The organism is Pseudomonas sp. PAGU 2196, assembly GCF_022179005.1.
GTDB classification, from domain to species: Bacteria; Pseudomonadota; Gammaproteobacteria; order Pseudomonadales; family Pseudomonadaceae; genus Aquipseudomonas; species Aquipseudomonas kermanshahensis.
The window spans coordinates 41,940-60,528 of record NZ_BNTL01000017.1 but is presented as its reverse complement, the minus strand read 5'-3'; the positions used below and the strand labels follow the sequence as shown (position 1 = coordinate 60,528).

16 protein-coding genes and 2 tRNA genes are annotated in these 18,589 nt (G+C 60.3%); 17 read left to right on the top strand and 1 reads right to left on the bottom strand.

Going from position 1 to position 18,589, the window contains the following annotated elements:
- Positions 1-178 precede the first annotated feature (178 nt).
- From carA to MFF34_RS16590, 4 genes are all read left to right on the top strand, one after another.
- Positions 179-1,315, top strand: a complete 1,137-nt coding sequence (gene carA, locus MFF34_RS16605) for a glutamine-hydrolyzing carbamoyl-phosphate synthase small subunit (protein WP_238215309.1) — start codon at positions 179-181, stop codon at positions 1,313-1,315.
- A 106-nt stretch (positions 1,316-1,421) separates the two neighbouring features.
- Positions 1,422-4,643: a carbamoyl-phosphate synthase large subunit gene (gene carB / locus MFF34_RS16600; protein ID WP_099430479.1), complete on the top strand. Its 3,222-nt coding sequence runs from the start codon at positions 1,422-1,424 to the stop codon at positions 4,641-4,643.
- Positions 4,640-5,122, top strand: a complete 483-nt coding sequence (greA, locus tag MFF34_RS16595) for a transcription elongation factor GreA (protein WP_008098898.1) — start codon at positions 4,640-4,642, stop codon at positions 5,120-5,122. The genes carB and greA overlap by 4 nt, the downstream gene beginning before the upstream one ends.
- Positions 5,100-5,549 carry an MFS transporter gene (locus tag MFF34_RS16590; RefSeq protein ID WP_081717511.1) on the top strand — a complete coding sequence of 150 codons (450 nt, stop codon included), beginning with the start codon at positions 5,100-5,102 and terminating at the stop codon, positions 5,547-5,549. Before greA ends, MFF34_RS16590 begins: the two co-directional genes overlap by 23 nt.
- 12 nt (positions 5,550-5,561) lie before the next feature.
- On the opposite strand, the gene MFF34_RS16585 is transcribed toward MFF34_RS16590, so the two are convergent.
- On the bottom strand, positions 5,562-5,870 hold the full coding sequence (locus MFF34_RS16585) for a YhbY family RNA-binding protein (protein ID WP_027595032.1): 309 nt from the start codon (positions 5,868-5,870) through the stop codon (positions 5,562-5,564).
- 102 nt (positions 5,871-5,972) lie between these two features.
- On the opposite strand from MFF34_RS16585, the gene rlmE reads away from it, so the two are divergent.
- The 13 genes from rlmE (at position 5,973) to truB (ending at position 18,549) form a co-directional block, all read left to right on the top strand.
- Positions 5,973-6,599, top strand: a complete 627-nt coding sequence (gene rlmE / locus MFF34_RS16580; RefSeq protein ID WP_027595031.1) for a 23S rRNA (uridine(2552)-2'-O)-methyltransferase RlmE — start codon at positions 5,973-5,975, stop codon at positions 6,597-6,599.
- Positions 6,600-6,802: 203 nt separating this feature from the next.
- Positions 6,803-8,707: an ATP-dependent zinc metalloprotease FtsH gene (gene ftsH / locus MFF34_RS16575; RefSeq protein WP_027595030.1), complete on the top strand. Its 1,905-nt coding sequence runs from the start codon at positions 6,803-6,805 to the stop codon at positions 8,705-8,707.
- 8 nt (positions 8,708-8,715) lie between these two features.
- A complete protein-coding gene (gene folP, locus MFF34_RS16570) occupies positions 8,716-9,567 on the top strand; it encodes a dihydropteroate synthase (protein ID WP_027595029.1) in 852 nt (283 codons plus the stop codon).
- Between the two features lie 16 nt (positions 9,568-9,583).
- Positions 9,584-10,924, top strand: coding sequence for a phosphoglucosamine mutase (gene glmM, locus MFF34_RS16565; protein ID WP_027595028.1), 1,341 nt, complete (start codon positions 9,584-9,586; stop codon positions 10,922-10,924).
- 65 nt (positions 10,925-10,989) lie between these two features.
- Complete coding sequence (gene tpiA / locus MFF34_RS16560) at positions 10,990-11,745, top strand: triose-phosphate isomerase (protein WP_027595027.1); 756 nt, start codon at positions 10,990-10,992, stop codon at positions 11,743-11,745.
- Between the two features lie 4 nt (positions 11,746-11,749).
- On the top strand, positions 11,750-12,145 hold the full coding sequence (secG, locus tag MFF34_RS16555; RefSeq protein WP_238215306.1) for a preprotein translocase subunit SecG: 396 nt from the start codon (positions 11,750-11,752) through the stop codon (positions 12,143-12,145).
- 20 nt (positions 12,146-12,165) lie between these two features.
- Positions 12,166-12,251: transfer RNA gene (locus MFF34_RS16550), tRNA-Leu, on the top strand.
- A 99-nt stretch (positions 12,252-12,350) separates the two neighbouring features.
- Positions 12,351-12,427 (top strand) — tRNA-Met (locus MFF34_RS16545).
- 130 nt (positions 12,428-12,557) lie between these two features.
- On the top strand, positions 12,558-13,016 hold the full coding sequence (gene rimP / locus MFF34_RS16540; protein WP_033694237.1) for a ribosome maturation factor RimP: 459 nt from the start codon (positions 12,558-12,560) through the stop codon (positions 13,014-13,016).
- A 59-nt stretch (positions 13,017-13,075) separates the two neighbouring features.
- Complete coding sequence (gene nusA, locus MFF34_RS16535; RefSeq protein WP_238215304.1) at positions 13,076-14,557, top strand: transcription termination factor NusA; 1,482 nt, start codon at positions 13,076-13,078, stop codon at positions 14,555-14,557.
- A 27-nt stretch (positions 14,558-14,584) separates the two neighbouring features.
- On the top strand, positions 14,585-17,113 hold the full coding sequence (gene infB, locus MFF34_RS16530) for a translation initiation factor IF-2 (RefSeq protein ID WP_027595023.1): 2,529 nt from the start codon (positions 14,585-14,587) through the stop codon (positions 17,111-17,113).
- A gap of 116 nt (positions 17,114-17,229) precedes the next feature.
- Entirely contained in the window at positions 17,230-17,628 is a 399-nt protein-coding gene (gene rbfA, locus MFF34_RS16525; protein WP_027595022.1) for a 30S ribosome-binding factor RbfA, read from the top strand.
- Between the two features lie 3 nt (positions 17,629-17,631).
- Positions 17,632-18,549, top strand: coding sequence for a tRNA pseudouridine(55) synthase TruB (gene truB, locus MFF34_RS16520; RefSeq protein WP_027595021.1), 918 nt, complete (start codon positions 17,632-17,634; stop codon positions 18,547-18,549).
- Positions 18,550-18,589: the final 40 nt, after the last annotated feature.

Genomic DNA, 18,589 nt, shown 5'->3' with positions numbered 1-18,589 from the left:
GGCACATATACGGTAGACCCAAAAAGCACTTTTCTGTAAGCTACAGCTTTAGTGTGTCCACTAAAAGCGCGCAGCGAATTGAATTCAGCACATGAAAGCGGGGTGACGTGTCCATACGTCACTCCGCTTTTTTGCAACCTGCGATCGCCCTTTCATGCTTGATTTACGGGAGGTCTTCTTGACAAAGCCAGCCATACTCGCCCTTGCCGACGGCAGTATTTTTCGCGGTGAAGCCATCGGTGCCGACGGTCAGACCGTTGGTGAGGTGGTGTTCAACACCGCTATGACCGGCTACCAGGAAATCCTTACAGACCCTTCCTACGCCCAGCAAATCGTTACCCTGACCTATCCGCACATCGGCAACACCGGTACTACCCCGGAAGACGCCGAGTCGAACCGTGTCTGGTCTGCCGGCCTGGTCATCCGTGACCTGCCGCTGCTGGCCAGCAACTGGCGTAACACCCAGTCGCTGCCGGACTACCTCAAGGCCAACAACGTCGTCGCCATCGCTGGCATCGACACCCGTCGCCTGACCCGTATCCTGCGTGAAAAGGGCGCTCAGAACGGCTGCATCCTCGCCGGTGACAACATCAGCGAAGAAGCCGCCATCGCCGCCGCCCGCGGCTTCCCAGGCCTCAAGGGCATGGACCTGGCCAAGGTCGTTTCCACCAAAGAGCGCTACGAGTGGCGCTCCAGCGTGTGGGAACTGAAAACCGACAGCCACCCAACCATCGAAGCCTCCGAGCTGCCGTACCACGTGGTCGCCTTCGACTACGGCGTCAAGCTGAACATCCTGCGCATGCTGGTGGCCCGTGGCTGCCGCGTGACCGTGGTGCCTGCCCAGACCCCGGCCAGCGAAGTGCTCGCGCTCAACCCCGATGGCGTGTTCCTGTCCAACGGCCCTGGCGATCCGGAGCCTTGCGACTACGCGATCCAGGCAATCAAGGAAATCCTTGAAACCGAGATCCCGGTGTTCGGCATCTGCCTCGGCCACCAACTGCTGGCCCTGGCCTCCGGCGCCAAGACCGTCAAGATGGGCCACGGCCACCACGGTGCCAACCACCCGGTCCAGGACCTGGACACCGGCGTGGTCATGATCACCAGCCAGAACCACGGTTTCGCCGTCGACGAAGCCACCCTGCCGGGCAGCGTCCGCGCCATCCACAAGTCGCTGTTCGACGGTACCCTGCAGGGCATCGAGCGCACCGACAAGAGCGCGTTCAGCTTCCAGGGCCACCCTGAAGCGAGCCCAGGCCCGACTGACGTCGCGCCACTGTTCGATCGTTTCACCGATGCCATGGCCAAGCGCCGCTGAGCATCCTGCATCAAGGCCCCGGGCCGGCTTGCGCCGCGCCCGGAAGCGCCTGACCCAGATTGTTCAAGACGGCTTGCCGACTGACCCGCGGATTTGAGTGACAACCATGCCAAAACGTACAGACATCAAAAGCATCCTGATTCTCGGCGCTGGCCCGATCGTGATCGGCCAGGCCTGCGAATTCGACTACTCCGGCGCCCAGGCTTGCAAAGCCCTGCGCGAGGAAGGTTTCCGCGTCATCCTGGTGAACTCCAACCCGGCCACCATCATGACCGACCCGGACATGGCCGACGCCACCTACATCGAGCCGATCAAATGGCAGTCGGTGGCCAAGATCATCGAAAAAGAGCGCCCAGACGCGGTGCTGCCGACCATGGGTGGCCAGACCGCGCTGAACTGCGCCCTGGACCTGGAGCGCCATGGCGTTCTGGAAAAGTTCGGCGTAGAGATGATCGGTGCCAACGCCGACACCATCGACAAGGCAGAAGACCGCTCGCGCTTTGACAAGGCGATGAAGGACATCGGCCTGGAGTGCCCGCGCTCCGGTATCGCCCACAGCATGGAAGAGGCCAATGCGGTCCTCGAGAAGCTCGGCTTCCCGTGCATCATCCGTCCGTCGTTCACCATGGGCGGCACCGGTGGTGGTATCGCCTACAACCGTGAAGAGTTCGAAGAAATCTGCGCCCGTGGTCTGGACCTGTCGCCGACCAAAGAGCTGCTGATCGACGAATCGCTGATCGGCTGGAAGGAATACGAGATGGAGGTGGTCCGTGACAAGAAGGACAACTGCATCATCGTCTGCTCGATCGAAAACTTCGACCCGATGGGCGTGCACACCGGTGACTCGATCACCGTTGCTCCAGCGCAGACCCTGACCGACAAGGAATACCAGATCATGCGCAACGCCTCGCTGGCGGTGCTGCGTGAAATCGGTGTTGAAACCGGCGGTTCCAACGTGCAGTTCGGTATCTGCCCGGACACCGGCCGCATGGTCGTGATCGAGATGAACCCGCGCGTATCGCGTTCGTCGGCCCTGGCTTCCAAGGCTACCGGCTTCCCGATCGCCAAAATCGCCGCCAAGCTGGCCGTCGGCTACACCCTCGACGAGCTGCAAAACGACATCACCGGCGGCCGCACCCCGGCGTCGTTCGAGCCGTCTATCGACTACGTCGTCACCAAGCTGCCACGCTTCGCCTTCGAGAAATTCCCGAAAGCCGACGCCCGCCTGACCACCCAGATGAAATCTGTGGGTGAAGTCATGGCCATCGGCCGTACCTTCCAGGAATCCCTGCAGAAAGCCCTGCGCGGCCTGGAAGTCGGTGCCTGCGGCCTGGACCCGAAAGTCGACCTGGCCAGCCCAGAAGCTGCCAGCATCCTCAAGCGCGAACTGACCGTGCCGGGTGCCGAGCGTATCTGGTATGTCGCCGACGCCATGCGTTCGGGCATGACCTGCGAAGAAATCTTTGCCCTGACCGGCATCGACATGTGGTTCCTGGTTCAGATGGAAGACCTGATCAAGGAAGAAGAGAAGGTCAAGACCTTGGCCCTGTCGGCCATCGACAAGAACCTGATGCTGCGCCTCAAGCGCAAAGGCTTCTCGGACCAGCGCCTGGCCGTACTGCTCGGTATCACCGACAAGAACCTGCGTCGCCACCGTCACAAGCTGGAAGTGTTCCCGGTCTACAAGCGCGTCGACACCTGCGCCGCCGAGTTCGCCACCGACACCGCCTACCTGTATTCGACCTACGAGGAAGAGTGCGAGGCCAACCCGTCGACCCGCGACAAGATCATGATCCTGGGTGGCGGCCCTAACCGTATCGGCCAAGGTATCGAGTTCGACTACTGCTGCGTACACGCGGCGCTGGCCCTGCGTGAAGACGGTTACGAGACCATCATGGTCAACTGCAACCCAGAAACCGTCTCCACCGACTACGACACTTCCGACCGCCTGTACTTCGAGCCGCTGACCCTGGAAGACGTGCTGGAAGTCTGCCGCGTCGAGAAGCCGAAAGGCGTCATCGTGCACTACGGCGGCCAAACCCCGCTGAAACTGGCCCGCGCCCTGGAAGAAGCCGGCGTACCGATCATCGGTACCAGCCCGGACGCCATCGACCGTGCCGAAGACCGTGAGCGCTTCCAGCAGATGGTTCAGCGCCTGAACCTGCTGCAGCCGCCAAACGCTACCGTGCGCAGCGAAGAAGAAGCGATCCGCGCTGCGGGCGGCATCGGTTACCCACTGGTCGTGCGCCCGTCGTACGTACTGGGTGGTCGCGCCATGGAAATCGTCTACGAACTGGACGAACTCAAGCGCTACCTGCGTGAAGCGGTACAAGTGTCCAACGACAGCCCGGTGCTGCTCGACCACTTCCTCAACTGCGCCATCGAGATGGACGTGGATGCGGTCTGCGACGGCACCGACGTGGTGATCGGCGCGATCATGCAGCACATCGAGCAGGCGGGTGTTCACTCCGGTGACTCGGCGTGCTCGCTGCCACCGTACTCGCTGCCGGCTCACGTGCAGGACGAAGTACGCGAACAGGTCAAGAAAATGGCCCTGGAGCTGGGCGTAGTCGGCCTGATGAACGTGCAGCTGGCCCTGCAGGGCGACAAGATCTACGTGATCGAAGTCAACCCGCGCGCCTCGCGTACCGTACCGTTCGTCTCCAAGTGCATCGGCACTTCGCTGGCGATGATCGCGGCCCGCGTCATGGCTGGCAAAACCCTGAAAGAGATCGGTTTCACCAAAGAAATCATCCCGAACTTCTACAGCGTCAAGGAAGCCGTCTTCCCGTTCGCCAAGTTCCCAGGGGTTGACCCGATCCTCGGCCCTGAGATGAAATCGACCGGTGAAGTCATGGGCGTCGGTGACAGCTTCGGTGAAGCCTTCGCCAAGGCCCAGATGGGTGCCAGCGAAGTGCTGCCGACCGGCGGTACTGCGTTCATCAGCGTGCGTGACGACGACAAGCCACAAGTGGCTGGCGTTGCCCGCGACCTGATCGCCCTGGGCTTCGAAGTGGTTGCCACTGCCGGCACCGCCAAGGTTATCGAGGCGGCTGGCCTGAAAGTGCGCCGTGTGAACAAGGTGACCGAAGGTCGCCCGCACGTGGTCGACATGATCAAGAACGACGAAGTGTCGCTGATCATCAACACCACCGAAGGCCGTCAGTCGATCGCTGATTCCTACTCGATTCGTCGCAATGCGCTGCAGCACAAGATTTACTGCACCACCACCATTGCGGCCGGTGAAGCCATCTGCGAAGCGTTGAAGTTTGGTCCTGAGAAGACCGTTCGTCGCTTGCAAGATCTGCATGCAGGACTTAAAGCATGAGCATTACCAAGTACCCGATGACCGTCCAGGGCGCTCGCGCCCTGGAAGAAGAGCACCTGTTCCTGAGCAAGACCGAGCGCCCGCGCCTGAGCCAGGCGATTGGTGAGGCGCGCGAGCTGGGCGATCTCAAGGAAAACGCCGAATACCATGCCGCCCGTGAGGAGCAGGGCATGGTCGAGGCGCGTATCCGCGACATCGAAGGCCGCCTGCAGAACTCGGTCGTGATCGACGTGACCACGATCCCTCACACCGGCAAGGTGATTTTCGGCACCACCGTGGTGCTGGCCAACACCGAAACCGATGATGAAGTGACCTACCAGATCGTCGGCGAGGATGAAGCCGACGTGAAACAGGGCAAGCTTTCGAGCGGCGCACCCATTGCCCGTGCCATCATCGGCAAGGAAGAAGGTGATACCGTCGTCGTCAAGACGCCAAGTGGCACGGTCGAGTACGAGATTGTCGAAGTCAAACACATCTGATCGGCGCCTGCGGGCGCCATCCCTTGAAGGGATCCTCTGGCAGCTGGCCCAGGTATTCTGGGTCGGCGGCTTGTGGGTGTTTCATGTGGGGCTGGTGCCCGCGCTCAAGGTCACTGGCCTGGCGCCCCTGCTGGTGCAGGATGTCGCTGGGCAGATTGACCGCTGGTTGATTGGCGTGGCCTTGCTAGGCTTGTTGACCCAGCTGGCGGTATTGGCGAGGGTAGAGGGGCTGTCTGCCTGGTGGCGGCAGTTCCGTGGCCAGATGCTGTTGCTCGGCTTCGGTGCTTGCGTGGGGTATTACACCTTGCGCTACGGCATTTCAGTGGGCGAGCGCTGGCAGATGTTTTGTTTCCTGGTACTGGGCTTTTCCGGCATCGTGCTGGTGGCCCAACCCGTACCGGTCAGGGCGCGCCAGGCGCGCCACTGATCGGAGCCGCTATTATTTGAAGCGGTGGATGTTGGACAGCTGTTTGTTCGGCTGTGGGTTCTTCCGGTAGATCAGCGCTTTCTTGCCGATGGTCTGCACCAGTTCGGCGCGGCCAACCTTGCACAATTCGGCAATGGCGGCGGCACGTTCTTCACGATCTTCGGAGCGAATCTCGACTTTGATCAGTTCATGATCGGCGAGTGCGCGTTCCAGTTCGGCGGCAACGCCTTCGTTAACACCGTTGCCAGCAACGATCAGGACCGGCTTCAGGTCATGACCAATGGACTTGTATTGCTTCTTCTGCTCGTTATTGAGCGGCATAATCTGACCCTTTCCGTCTGATTCTGTAAAATTGACAGGCATTTTACCCGAGGGCCCCTGGCTCCGCCCAGTCAATCACGACGCATATCATCGAGGTGCCCCGTGGTACAACGTTCCAAAAGCAGCGCTAACTGGCTGCGAGAGCATTTTAACGACCCTTTTGTGAAGCAAGCGCAGAAGGATGGCTACCGCTCGCGTGCGAGCTACAAACTGCTTGAGATCCAGGAAAAGGACCGTTTGATCCGTCCTGGCATGAGTGTGATCGACCTCGGCGCAGCCCCGGGTGGCTGGTCGCAGGTGACCAGTCGTCTGATTGGTGGCCAAGGGCGCCTGATCGCCTCCGACATCCTGGAAATGGACTCGATCCCTGACGTTACCTTCATTCAAGGCGACTTCACCCAGGATGCAGTCCTGCAGCAGATTCTCGACGCAGTCGGTGATTCTCACGTAGACCTTGTGATTTCCGACATGGCCCCCAATATGAGTGGTACGCCTGAAGTGGATATGCCGCGCGCCATGTTCCTGTGCGAATTGGCACTGGACCTGGCAACCCGCGTGCTCAAGCCTGGTGGTGACTTCCTCATCAAGATTTTCCAGGGCGAAGGCTTCGACATGTACCTGAAGGACGTGCGCACCAAGTTCGACAAGGTACAGATGCGTAAGCCATCGTCTTCGCGGGATCGTTCGCGTGAGCAGTACCTGCTGGGTAAAGGTTTCAAAGGCGTGTGAAAGGCGTGCCACGGGGTGGTCGATAGTTAATTCCAATCGGCCGCCCCGTCTGTATCGTCCGAACTTCGTGTAGTCTAGGTTTCACAAAGGGTTACAGACGGTGCCTGCGGATGCGTAGGTAATGTAGTAAGTTAGGGCGATGAATATCATGCGAGGCACGGCTGCGTCGTGCGCCGGCCTCAGAGGGTAGCGAATTGAACGACATGGCAAAGAATCTGATCCTGTGGTTGATCATCGCAGCTGTCCTGGTGACAGTGATGAACAACTTCTCCAGCCCTAACGAGCCGCAGACCCTCAACTACTCCGACTTCATCCAGCAGGTTAAAGACGGGAAAGTCGAGCGCGTAACCGTCGACGGCTACATCATTACCGGCAAGCGTGCCGACGGCGACAACTTCAAGACCGTGCGCCCGGCCATTACCGACAACGGCCTGATCGGCGACCTGGTCGACAACCACGTGGTCGTCGAAGGCAAGCAGCCTGAGCAGCAGAGCATCTGGACGCAGTTGCTGGTCGCCAGCTTCCCGATCCTGGTGATCATTGCCGTGTTCATGTTCTTCATGCGCCAGATGCAAGGTGGCGCGGGCGGCAAGGGCGGGCCGATGAGTTTCGGCAAGAGCAAGGCGCGCCTGCTGTCCGAAGACCAGGTCAAGACCACCCTGGCTGACGTCGCCGGTTGCGACGAAGCCAAGGAAGAAGTCGGCGAGCTGGTCGAATTCCTGCGCGACCCGGGCAAGTTCCAGCGCCTCGGCGGTCGTATTCCGCGCGGCGTGCTGATGGTTGGCCCACCCGGTACCGGTAAGACCCTGTTGGCCAAGGCCATCGCAGGTGAGGCGAAAGTGCCGTTCTTCACCATTTCCGGTTCGGACTTCGTCGAAATGTTCGTCGGTGTCGGTGCCAGCCGTGTGCGTGACATGTTCGAGCAGGCCAAGAAGCACGCCCCGTGCATCATCTTCATCGACGAAATCGACGCCGTTGGTCGCCACCGTGGCGCCGGCATGGGCGGTGGTCACGATGAGCGTGAGCAAACCCTCAACCAGTTGCTGGTAGAGATGGACGGCTTCGAAATGAACGATGGCATCATCGTCATTGCCGCCACCAACCGTCCGGACGTACTGGACCCTGCGCTGCTGCGTCCTGGTCGCTTCGACCGTCAGGTCGTTGTGGGCCTGCCAGACATCCGTGGCCGTGAGCAGATTCTTAAAGTACACATGCGCAAGGTGCCGATTGGCGAGAACGTCAACCCGGCGGTCATTGCCCGTGGTACCCCAGGCTTCTCCGGTGCAGACCTGGCCAACCTGGTCAACGAAGCTTCGCTGTTTGCCGCGCGCTCCAACAAGCGCCTGGTCGAAATGAAAGAGTTCGAGCTGGCCAAAGACAAGATCATGATGGGCGCCGAGCGCAAGACCATGGTCATGTCCGAGAAAGAAAAACAGAACACCGCCTACCACGAAGCTGGTCACGCCATCGTCGGTCGTCTGGTGCCTGAGCATGACCCGGTCTACAAAGTGTCGATCATCCCGCGTGGTCGTGCCCTGGGTGTCACCATGTTCCTGCCTGAGGAAGACCGTTACAGCCTGTCCAAGCGCGCGCTGATCAGCCAGATCTGCTCGTTGTACGGCGGCCGTATCGCCGAAGAAATGACCCTGGGCTTCGATGGCGTCACCACCGGTGCCTCCAACGACATCATGCGCGCCAGCCAGATTGCCCGGAACATGGTCACCAAATGGGGCCTTTCCGAGAAACTCGGCCCGCTGATGTATGCCGAAGAAGAGGGCGAGGTGTTCCTCGGCCGTAGCGCCGGCAGCCAGCACGCCAGCGTCTCGGGTGAAACCGCCAAGCTGATCGACTCGGAAGTGCGCAGCATCATCGACCAGTGCTACGCCACGGCCAAGCAACTGCTCACCGACAACCGCGACAAGCTTGATGCCATGGCTGAAGCGCTGATGAAGTACGAGACCATCGACGCCGACCAGATCGACGACATCATGTCGGGTCGCACCCCTCGCGAACCGCGGGATTGGGATGGTGACTCGGCTTCGGGCAACCCTGCAGCTCAGGGTGACCGCCCGGAATCGCCAATCGGCGGCCCAGCGGCTCAACACTAAGGGCATCTATGAGTTCAGTGCAGTACCCAACCCGGTTGCCTTGCGGCAACCGGGTTCTTGATTTGTCGCGTACCCATGTCATGGGTATTCTCAATATCACCCCCGACTCATTCTCCGATGGCGGGCGCTTCAGCCAGCGCGATGCTGCGCTGCGTCATGCCGAAGCCATGGTTGCCGCGGGCGCCACGCTGATCGACATCGGTGGCGAATCGACGCGCCCTGGCGCGCGTGCGGTGTCCGTGATCGAAGAAATCGAACGCGTGGCACCGATGGTCGAGGCGATCAACAGTCGTCTGGACGTGGTCATTTCGGTCGATACCTCCACGCCTGCGGTCATTCGTGAATCCGCACGGCTGGGGGCTGGCCTGATCAACGACGTTCGTGCCCTGGAGCGCGATGGCGCCCTGGATGCGGCTGCGGACACCGGCCTGCCGGTGTGCCTGATGCATATGCGCGGTGAGCCGGGCAATATGCAGGACGACCCGCACTACGATGATGTGACGGCCGACGTAACGCGATATCTTGAACAGCGGATGGCCGCCTGTGCTGCGGCGGGCATCCCTGCAGACAAAATCATTCTTGACCCGGGCTTCGGTTTCGCCAAGACATTGGCGCATAACCTAAGCCTGTTCAAACACATGGAAGCGCTCTATCGCCTTGGGCGCCCACTGCTGGTGGGCGTTTCACGAAAGAGCATGATCGGCCTGACGCTGGATCGTCCGGTCGGCGAGCGTCTGTACGGCAGCCTGGCGCTGGCAGCGTTGGCCATGACCAAGGGCGCGAGCATCCTTCGCGTCCATGATGTGGCCGAAACTGTCGATGTAGTGCGCATGATCGCTGCGGTACAAAACGCCGAATAAGAACATTGGAGCCGCTATGAGCAGAAAATACTTTGGTACCGACGGCATTCGTGGCCGCGTCGGCGAATACCCGATCACGCCGGACTTCATGCTGAAACTCGGCTGGGCCGCTGGCATGGCCTTCCGCAAGCAGGGCCACTGCCGTGTGCTGGTGGGCAAGGACACGCGTATTTCCGGTTACATGTTCGAGTCCGCACTCGAGGCGGGGTTGTCTGCGGCCGGTGCCGACGTGATGCTGCTCGGGCCGATGCCAACGCCGGCCATCGCCTACCTCACGCGTACGTTCCACGCCGAAGCCGGTATCGTCATCAGTGCCTCGCACAACCCGCACGACGACAACGGCATCAAGTTCTTCTCCGGGCAAGGCACCAAGCTGCCTGACGAAGTCGAGTTGATGATCGAGGAATTGCTCGATCAGCCCATGACGGTGGTGGAGTCGAGCAAGCTGGGCAAGGTTTCGCGCATCAACGACGCCGCCGGCCGCTACATCGAGTTCTGCAAGAGCAGCGTGCCCTCCAGCACCAGCTTCGAAGGCCTCAAGCTGGTGGTCGATTGTGCCCATGGTGCCACCTACAAGGTCGCGCCGAGCGTGTTCCGCGAGCTGGGTGCTGACGTTACCATTCTGCATGCTCAGCCAGATGGCCTGAACATCAACGAAGGGTGCGGTTCGACCCATATCGAGTCGCTGCAGGCGGCCGTGCTGGTCGGTCATGCTGACCTGGGCATCGCCTTTGACGGTGACGGCGATCGGGTGCTGATGGTCGACCACACCGGTGCGATCATCGATGGTGACGAACTGCTGTTCATCATCGCGCGTGATCTGCACGACCGCGGCAAGCTGCAGGGCGGGGTAGTGGGTACGCTGATGAGCAACCTGGGCCTTGAGCTTGCGCTCAAGGATCTGGATATCCCGTTTGTGCGGGCCAAGGTCGGCGACCGTTACGTCATGGCCGAACTGCTCGAGCGCGAGTGGCTGATCGGTGGCGAAAACTCCGGGCATGTGGTGTGCTGCAACCACACCACCACCGGTGATGCGATCATTGCCGCGCTGCAGGTGCTGATGGCGCTCAAGCGTCGCGGCGAGACCCTGGCCCAGGCCCGCCAGGCCCTGCGCAAGTGCCCACAGGTGCTGATCAACGTGCGCTACGGGGCAAGCAAGGTCGACCCGCTGGAGCACCCTGCAGTCAAGGAAGCCAGTGCCAAGGTGACCGAGGCGATGGCCGGTCGCGGGCGTGTGTTGCTGCGCAAGTCCGGTACCGAGCCGTTGGTGCGCGTCATGGTCGAAGGCGATGACGAAAGTCAGGTTCGCGCCCATGCCGAAGCGCTGGCGAAACTGGTCGGCGAAGTTTGTGTCTGAAGGCGCTTGCCAGCGCAGATCTGGTTGGGTAAGATCTGCGCCCACTTTGACCGACGAGGTAAAGCATGCGTCGCCCTATGGTAGCTGGTAACTGGAAGATGCACGGTACCCGCGCCAGCGTCGCTGAGCTGACCGAGGGCTTGAGCAATCTCGCCCTGCCGAGCGGAGTGGAAGTCGCGGTGTTTCCGCCGGCCTTGTTCATCAATCAAGTGATTGATGGCCTGGCAGGTAAAGAAATAACTGTCGGCGCACAGAATTCTGCTGTACAACCCGAACAGGGTGCGCTGACCGGCGAAGTTTGTCCGGAACAGCTGGCCGAAGTGGGCTGCAAGTTGGTGTTGGTTGGGCATTCGGAGCGTCGCCAGATCATTGGTGAAACCGACGAAGTGCTTAACCGCAAGTTTGCAGCCGCACAGGCTAAAGGTTTGAAGCCGGTGCTGTGCATAGGGGAAACCCTTGAAGAGCGCGAGGCTGGCAAGACACTCGAAGTTGTCGGGCGTCAACTAAGCAGTATCATCGAAGCGTTCGGTGTTAAGGCTTTTGCCAATGCAGTAATTGCTTATGAGCCTGTATGGGCCATCGGCACTGGCTTAACGGCCACGCCACAGCAGGCTCAGGATGTGCACGCCGCCATCCGTAGTCAGCTGGCGGCAGAAGATGCTGAAGTGGCTGCGAAGGTGCAGCTGCTCTACGGCGGCAGCGTGAAGGCGGCCAATGCGGCCGAACTGTTCGGCATGCCGGATATCGATGGGGGGCTCATTGGTGGAGCGTCCCTGAACGCAGACGAATTCGGTGCAATTTGTCGCGCCGCAGGAAACTGAACAAATGCTGGAAACAGTCATCGTTGTTTTTCATCTGTTGGCAGCGCTGTCGCTAGTAGTGCTGGTACTGTTACAACAGGGTAAAGGTGCGGAAGCAGGTGCATCTTTCGGCGCAGGGGCCTCAAACACTGTGTTCGGAAGCCAAGGTTCTGCAACCTTCCTAAGTAAATTCACTGCAATACTCGCTGCCACTTTCTTTTTGACAGCACTTGGGTTAGGATACTTCGCCAAGGAACAAGCTCACAAGCTGAACCAGGCGGGCCTTCCAGATCCAGCAGTATTGGAAGTGAAAGAGCAGAAGCCGGCAGTAAATGATGATGTACCGGTGCTCCAACAGCAGAAGAGCGAAACCGCCCCTACAACGGGTGATGTACCTCCTCCGGCAGAAGAGCAGAAGTAACGGGTTTCAAATGTAGTATTGCCGAGGTGGTGGAATTGGTAGACACGCAACCTTGAGGTGGTTGTGCCCATAGGGTGTAGGGGTTCGAGTCCCCTTCTCGGTACCAATTGAAGCAAGAGAGCCCGCTTTATGCGGGCTTTCTTGTAGGTGGAGGTCGGATTGACCCAGCACTGGGTTCAGTCTTATACTTTCGCCCCAGCTTTGTCGCGGGGTGGAGCAGCTTGGTAGCTCGTCGGGCTCATAACCCGAAGGTCGTTGGTTCAAATCCAGCCCCCGCAACCAGCTTCAGCGGAGCCCCTTTTCAGGGGCTTTTTGCTAGCCGAACAGTTTTCGGCGTCGTTGTCCAACGGCGCTTTCAGGGATGGGCGCTTCGCCCATTTTTTATTTGCACAGCATGCACGAGGGGGTTCAGGTGTCGAGCAAGCTAGAACAGTTGCAGGCCTTGTTGGCCCCGGTTGTCGAGGGTCTGGGCTATCAGTGCTGGGGGATCGAGTACGTTTCCCAGGGTAAGCATTCGGTACTGCGCATCTACATCGATAAGGAAGACGGGATCCTGGTTGACGACTGCGAAGCGGTCAGCCGTCAGGCCAGCGCCATTCTTGATGTGGAAGATCCGATCAGCAGTGAATATACCCTTGAAGTGTCGTCTCCAGGCATGGATCGCCCGCTGTTCACTCTGGAACAGTTTGCCTCGCATGCCGGCGAACAAGTGAAGATCAAGCTGCGCTCACCCTTCGAGGGTCGTCGTAACTTCCAGGGCCTTCTCCGCGGTGTGGAGGAGCAGGATGTGGTGGTCCAGGTGGACAATCAAGAGTTCCTGTTGCCGATCGACTCGATCGACAAGGCCAATATTATTCCCAGTTTTGACTGAGACGTGCCGGGCCCGGCGGACTATCCGGGCCCAATGGCTTGCGCAAGGCGAGGCGTACGATGAGCAAAGAAGTACTGCTGGTTGTTGAATCGGTATCCAACGAAAAAGGTGTACCGCCCGGCGTCATTTTCGAAGCGCTGGAAGTGGCCCTGGCCACTGCAACCAAAAAACGTTTTGAGGACGAAGTCGACCTGCGTGTGGAAATCAACCGCCACACCGGTAGCTACGAGACCTTCCGTCGCTGGACCGTGGTCGATGAAGCCGATCTTGATGATCCGGCGATCGAGACCTGGTTGAGCAAGATTCACGAGACCCACCCTGAAGCCAAGGTCGGTGACGTGATCGAGGAGAAGATCGAGTCTATCGAGTTCGGTCGTATCGCCGCCCAGACCGCCAAGCAGGTCATCGTGCAGAAGGTCCGTGAGGCCGAGCGCGCCCAGGTGGTCGATGCCTACCGCGAACGCGTGGGTGAGATCATCTCCGGTACCGTCAAAAAAGTTACCCGCGACAACGTCATCGTTGACCTGGGCAACAACGCCGAGGCCTTGTTGGCTCGCGAAGACATCATTCCCCGCGAGACTTTCCGTGTAGGTGTGCGCCTGCGTGCACTGCTCAAGGAAATCCGCACTGAAAACCGTGGCCCTCAGCTGATCCTGTCGCGCACTGCGCCACAGATGCTGATCGAACTGTTCCGCATCGAAGTGCCGGAAATTGCCGAGGGTCTCATTGAAGTCATGGCTGCATCCCGTGATCCGGGGTCGCGAGCCAAGATCGCCGTCCGCTCCAAGGACAAGCGTATCGACCCGCAAGGTGCCTGTATCGGCATGCGCGGTTCGCGCGTCCAAGCCGTATCCGGAGAGTTGGGTGGTGAGCGTGTGGATATCGTCCTCTGGGACGATAACCCGGCGCAGTTCGTCATCAACGCTATGTCGCCGGCTGAAGTCGCGGCGATTATCGTTGACGAGGATGCCCATGCCATGGACATCGCCGTCGCCGAAGACAACCTTGCCCAGGCCATTGGTCGTGGCGGTCAGAACGTTCGTTTGGCCAGTCAGTTGACCGGCTGGACCTTGAACGTGATGACCGAAAAGGACATCCAGGCCAAGCAGCAAGCAGAAACCGGTGACATCCTGCGCAATTTCATCGATGAACTGGAAGTCGACGAGGAGCTGGCCCAAGTGCTGGTCGACGAAGGCTTTACCAGCCTCGAAGAAATTGCCTACGTACCGTTGGAAGAAATGCTCAACATCGATGGCTTTGACGAAGAAATCGTCAATGAGCTCCGCGCTCGAGCCAAGGACCGTTTGTTGACCAAGGCCATCGCTACCGAAGAAAAACTGGCAGACGCCCATCCGGCCGAAGACCTGCTCTCCCTTGAGGGCATGGACAAGGACCTGGCGGCGGAACTGGCGGTGCGCGGCGTGGTTAACCGCGAAGACCTGGCCGAGCAGTCGATTGACGACCTGCTCGACATCGACGGCATCGACGAAGAGCGTGCCGGCAAGTTGATCATGGCCGCCCGAGCCCACTGGTTCGAGTAATTAGGCGCGGCCTGAGGAGAGAAGTGCATGACGCAAGTCACGGTGAAAGAACTGGCCCAAGAGGTCGAGGCACCGGTAGAGCGCCTGCTGCAGCAGATGCGTGAGGCAGGTCTGCCGCACACCGACGCCGGTCAGGTAGTGACCGACAATGAGAAGCAGACCCTGCTGACTCATTTGAAAAGCAGCCACAAGAGCAAGGCGGAAGAGCCGCGCAAGATTACCTTGCAGCGCAAGACCACCAGCACGCTGCGTGTCGCCGGTAGCAAAAGCATCAGCGTAGAAGTACGCAAGAAGAAAGTATTCGTTCAGCGCAGCCCGGAAGAAATTCAGGCTGAGCAAAAACGCGAGCAAGAAGAGCGCCGTGCGGCCGAAAACGCTGCGCGCGACAAGGTTGACGCCGAAGTTCGCCAGCGCAACGAAGAGCAGGCCCGTCGTCACGCTGATGCCGCCCCTGCGGCCCCAGCTGCCAAACCGGCTGCCGCTGCTAGCGCTGCTGCACCTGCCCCGGCACCTGTAGTCGCTGACGCACCTGCATCGGAAGATGCCGCCGCACGTGCCGCCGAACGCAAAAAAGACGAGACCCGTCGCAACGAAAGCCGCACTCGCGATGACGACCGTCGTCGTGGCGAAGCGCCTCGTGTGTCGATCAAGGTCAAGGTCAAGGAAAAGGAAAAGGCGCCGACTCCGCGTGCTGCTCCGCGTACCACCGACGAAGAGAGCGATGGCGCTCGTCGTGGTCGTGGTGGCAAGGGCAAGCTGAAGAAGCGTAATGCTCACGGCTTCCAGAACCCGACCGGCCCCGTCATCCGTGACGTGACCATCGGCGAGACCATCACGGTCTCGGAACTGGCCAACCAGATGTCCGTCAAGGGCGCCGAAGTGGTCAAGTTCATGTTCAAGATGGGCACCCCGGTTACCATCAACCAGGTGCTCGACCAGGAAACCGCTCAGCTGATCGCAGAAGAGCTGGGCCACAAGGTGACCCTGGTCAGCGATACCGCCCTGGAAGACTCCCTGGCCGAATCGCTGAAGTTCGAAGGCCAAACCGAATCGCGTGCCCCGGTCGTTACCGTCATGGGCCACGTTGACCACGGTAAGACCTCGCTGCTCGACTACATCCGTCGTGCCAAGGTTGCTGCTGGCGAAGCCGGCGGTATCACCCAGCACATCGGCGCCTACCACGTGGAAACCGACCGCGGCATGGTCACCTTCCTCGATACCCCGGGCCACGCTGCGTTCACTCAGATGCGTGCTCGTGGTGCCAAGGCGACCGACATCGTCATCCTGGTGGTGGCGGCGGACGACGGCGTGATGCCGCAAACCCGTGAAGCCGTTCAGCATGCCAAGGCTGCTGGCGTCCCACTGGTTGTCGCAGTGAACAAGATCGACAAGCCAGGTGCTGACCTCGACCGCATTCGCAACGAGCTGTCCGTCGAAGGCGTGACCTCCGAGGACTGGGGTGGTGACACGCCGTTCGTCAAGGTTTCGGCCAAGATGGGTACCGGTGTTGACGAACTGCTCGAAGCCGTTCTGTTGCAGGCCGAGATCCTCGAACTGACCGCTACCCCGACCGCTCCAGGTCGTGGTGTCGTCGTCGAATCGCGCCTGGACAAGGGCCGCGGCCCAGTGGCGACCATCCTGGTTCAGGACGGTACGCTGCGTCAGGGCGACATGGTCCTGTGCGGCTCCAACTATGGCCGCGTACGTGCCATGCTCGACGAGAACGGCAAGCCTGTGAAGGAAGCTGGCCCGTCGATCCCGGTCGAGATCCTTGGCCTGGACGGTACCCCGGAAGCCGGTGACGAGCTGTCGGTGGTGGCTGACGAGAAGAAAGCCCGCGAAGTTGCCCTGTTCCGTCAAGGCAAGTACCGCGAGGTCAAGCTGGCCCGTGCTCACGCTGGCAAGCTGGAAAACATCTTCGAGACCATGGGTCAAGAAGAGAAGAAGACCCTCAACATCGTCCTCAAGACCGACGTACGTGGTTCCCTGGAAGCACTGCAGGGTTCGCTCGGCGGCCTGGGCAACGACGAAGTTCAGGTTCGTGTGATCGGTGGCGGCGTAGGTGGTATCACCGAGAGCGACGCCAACCTGGCGCTGGCGTCCAACGCGGTGCTGTTCGGCTTCAACGTGCGTGCCGATGCCGGTGCGCGCAAGATCGTCGAGCAGGAAGGTCTGGATATGCGTTACTACAACGTGATCTACGACATCATCGAAGACGTCAAGAAAGCCCTGACCGGCATGCTCGGCAGCGATGTTCGCGAGAACATCCTGGGTGTCGCCGAAGTACGTGACGTGTTCCGTTCGCCGAAGTTCGGCGCCATCGCTGGCTGTATGGTCATCGAAGGTACCGTGTACCGCAACCGTCCGATCCGCGTACTGCGCGAAGACGTTGTGATCTTCGAAGGCGAGCTGGAATCGCTGCGTCGCTTCAAGGACGACGCTGCCGAAGTACGTTCGGGCATGGAGTGCGGTATTGGCGTCAAGAGCTACAACGACGTCAAGGTCGGCGACAAGATCGAAGTCTTCGAGAAAGTCCAGGTGGCTCGTACCCTCTAAGGGCGAGCTTGCCGCAAGCCCCCGCTACAGGGCGGTTGGCGGCGCCTTTATAGGTAGCGCCCGGTCAGGCATCAGCCTGACCGGGCGTTTGCCGCTTTAAGTTACAGGTAGCAAGAATGGCCAAAGAATATAGCCGTACCCAACGTATCGGTGATCAGATGCAGCGCGAGCTGGCTGAACTGATCCGCCGCGAAGTCAAGGACCCACGTGTGGGTCTGGTGACCATCACTGCCGTGGACGTCAGCCGCGACCTGGGCCATGCCAAGGTGTACATCACCGTCATGGGCGAGGAAACGCCAGACGCCGTGAAGCAGTCGCTGAAGGCGCTGAACAGCGCTGCCAGCTTCCTGCGTCTGCACCTGGGGCGTTCGATGCAACTGCGCAGCGTCCCCCAGCTGCATTTCCACTTCGATGAAAGCGTAAGCCGCGGTGTACACCTGTCGGCGCTGATCGAGCGTGCAGTGGCCGAAGACCGCCTGCACAAGGATACCGACGAGCTGGACACCAAGGAGTAAGCGGTGGCCCAGGTCAAACGTATTCGCCGCAACGTCAGCGGCATCATCCTGCTCGACAAGCCGCTCGGCTTTACCTCCAACGCGGCACTGCAGAAGGTCCGCTGGTTGCTCAATGCGGAGAAGGCTGGCCACACTGGCAGCCTCGATCCGTTGGCCACCGGCGTGCTGCCACTGTGCTTCGGTGAGGCGACCAAGTTTTCGCAGTACTTGCTCGATTCCGACAAGGGCTACGAAACCGTCATGCAGATGGGGCAGACTACCAATACTGCCGATGCTGAAGGCGAGGTTTTGCAGACCCGTGAGGTGACCGTTGGTCGTGCCGACATCGAGGCCCTGCTGCCACGTTTTCGCGGCCCGATCAGCCAGATACCGCCGATGTACTCGGCACTCAAGCGCGATGGCCAGCCGCTGTACAAACTGGCACGTGCTGGAGAGGTAGTGGAGCGCGAGGCGCGTTCTGTTACTATTAACCGCTTGGAGTTGCTCGAGTGCGAAGGCACCCGTGCACGGCTCAGTGTAGGATGCAGCAAAGGCACCTATATCCGCACCCTGGTGGAGGATATCGGCGAAGCCCTTGGCTGTGGCGCCTATGTCGCAGAGTTGCGCAGGACCCAGGCCGGGCCCTTCGCACTGGCACAGACGGTGACCCTCGAAGCACTCGAACAGGCCCATGCCGAAGGCGGCAACGAAGCGCTTGATCGCTTCCTGATGCCTTCCGACAGCGGGTTGCAGGACTGGCCAATGGTCAGCCTGTCTGAACACAGTGCGTTCTACTGGCTGCATGGGCAGGCAGTACGCGCGCCGGATGCGCCGCAGTTTGGCATGGTCCGGGTGCAAGATCACAACGCGCGCTTCATCGGTATCGGTGAAGTGAGTGAAGACGGGCGCATTGCGCCACGTCGGTTGATTCGGTCGGAATGACCGAAACCGCAGGGCGAGGCTTCGGCTGAACCCTACGGAA

Bases quoted from the DNA above. Each gene is read 5' to 3' on its own strand.
- carB (WP_099430479.1), top strand. From the start codon at position 1,422: ATGCCAAAACGTACAGACATCAAAAGCATCCTGATTCTCGGCGCTGGC.
- greA (WP_008098898.1), top strand. From the start codon at position 4,640: ATGAGCATTACCAAGTACCCGATGACCGTCCAGGGCGCTCGCGCCCTG.
- MFF34_RS16585 (WP_027595032.1), bottom strand. From the start codon at position 5,870: ATGCCGCTCAATAACGAGCAGAAGAAGCAATACAAGTCCATTGGTCAT.
- ftsH (WP_027595030.1), top strand. From the start codon at position 6,803: ATGGCAAAGAATCTGATCCTGTGGTTGATCATCGCAGCTGTCCTGGTG.
- folP (WP_027595029.1), top strand. From the start codon at position 8,716: ATGAGTTCAGTGCAGTACCCAACCCGGTTGCCTTGCGGCAACCGGGTT.
- glmM (WP_027595028.1), top strand. From the start codon at position 9,584: ATGAGCAGAAAATACTTTGGTACCGACGGCATTCGTGGCCGCGTCGGC.
- tpiA (WP_027595027.1), top strand. From the start codon at position 10,990: ATGCGTCGCCCTATGGTAGCTGGTAACTGGAAGATGCACGGTACCCGC.
- secG (WP_238215306.1), top strand. From the start codon at position 11,750: ATGCTGGAAACAGTCATCGTTGTTTTTCATCTGTTGGCAGCGCTGTCG.
- nusA (WP_238215304.1), top strand. From the start codon at position 13,076: ATGAGCAAAGAAGTACTGCTGGTTGTTGAATCGGTATCCAACGAAAAA.
- infB (WP_027595023.1), top strand. From the start codon at position 14,585: ATGACGCAAGTCACGGTGAAAGAACTGGCCCAAGAGGTCGAGGCACCG.
- rbfA (WP_027595022.1), top strand. From the start codon at position 17,230: ATGGCCAAAGAATATAGCCGTACCCAACGTATCGGTGATCAGATGCAG.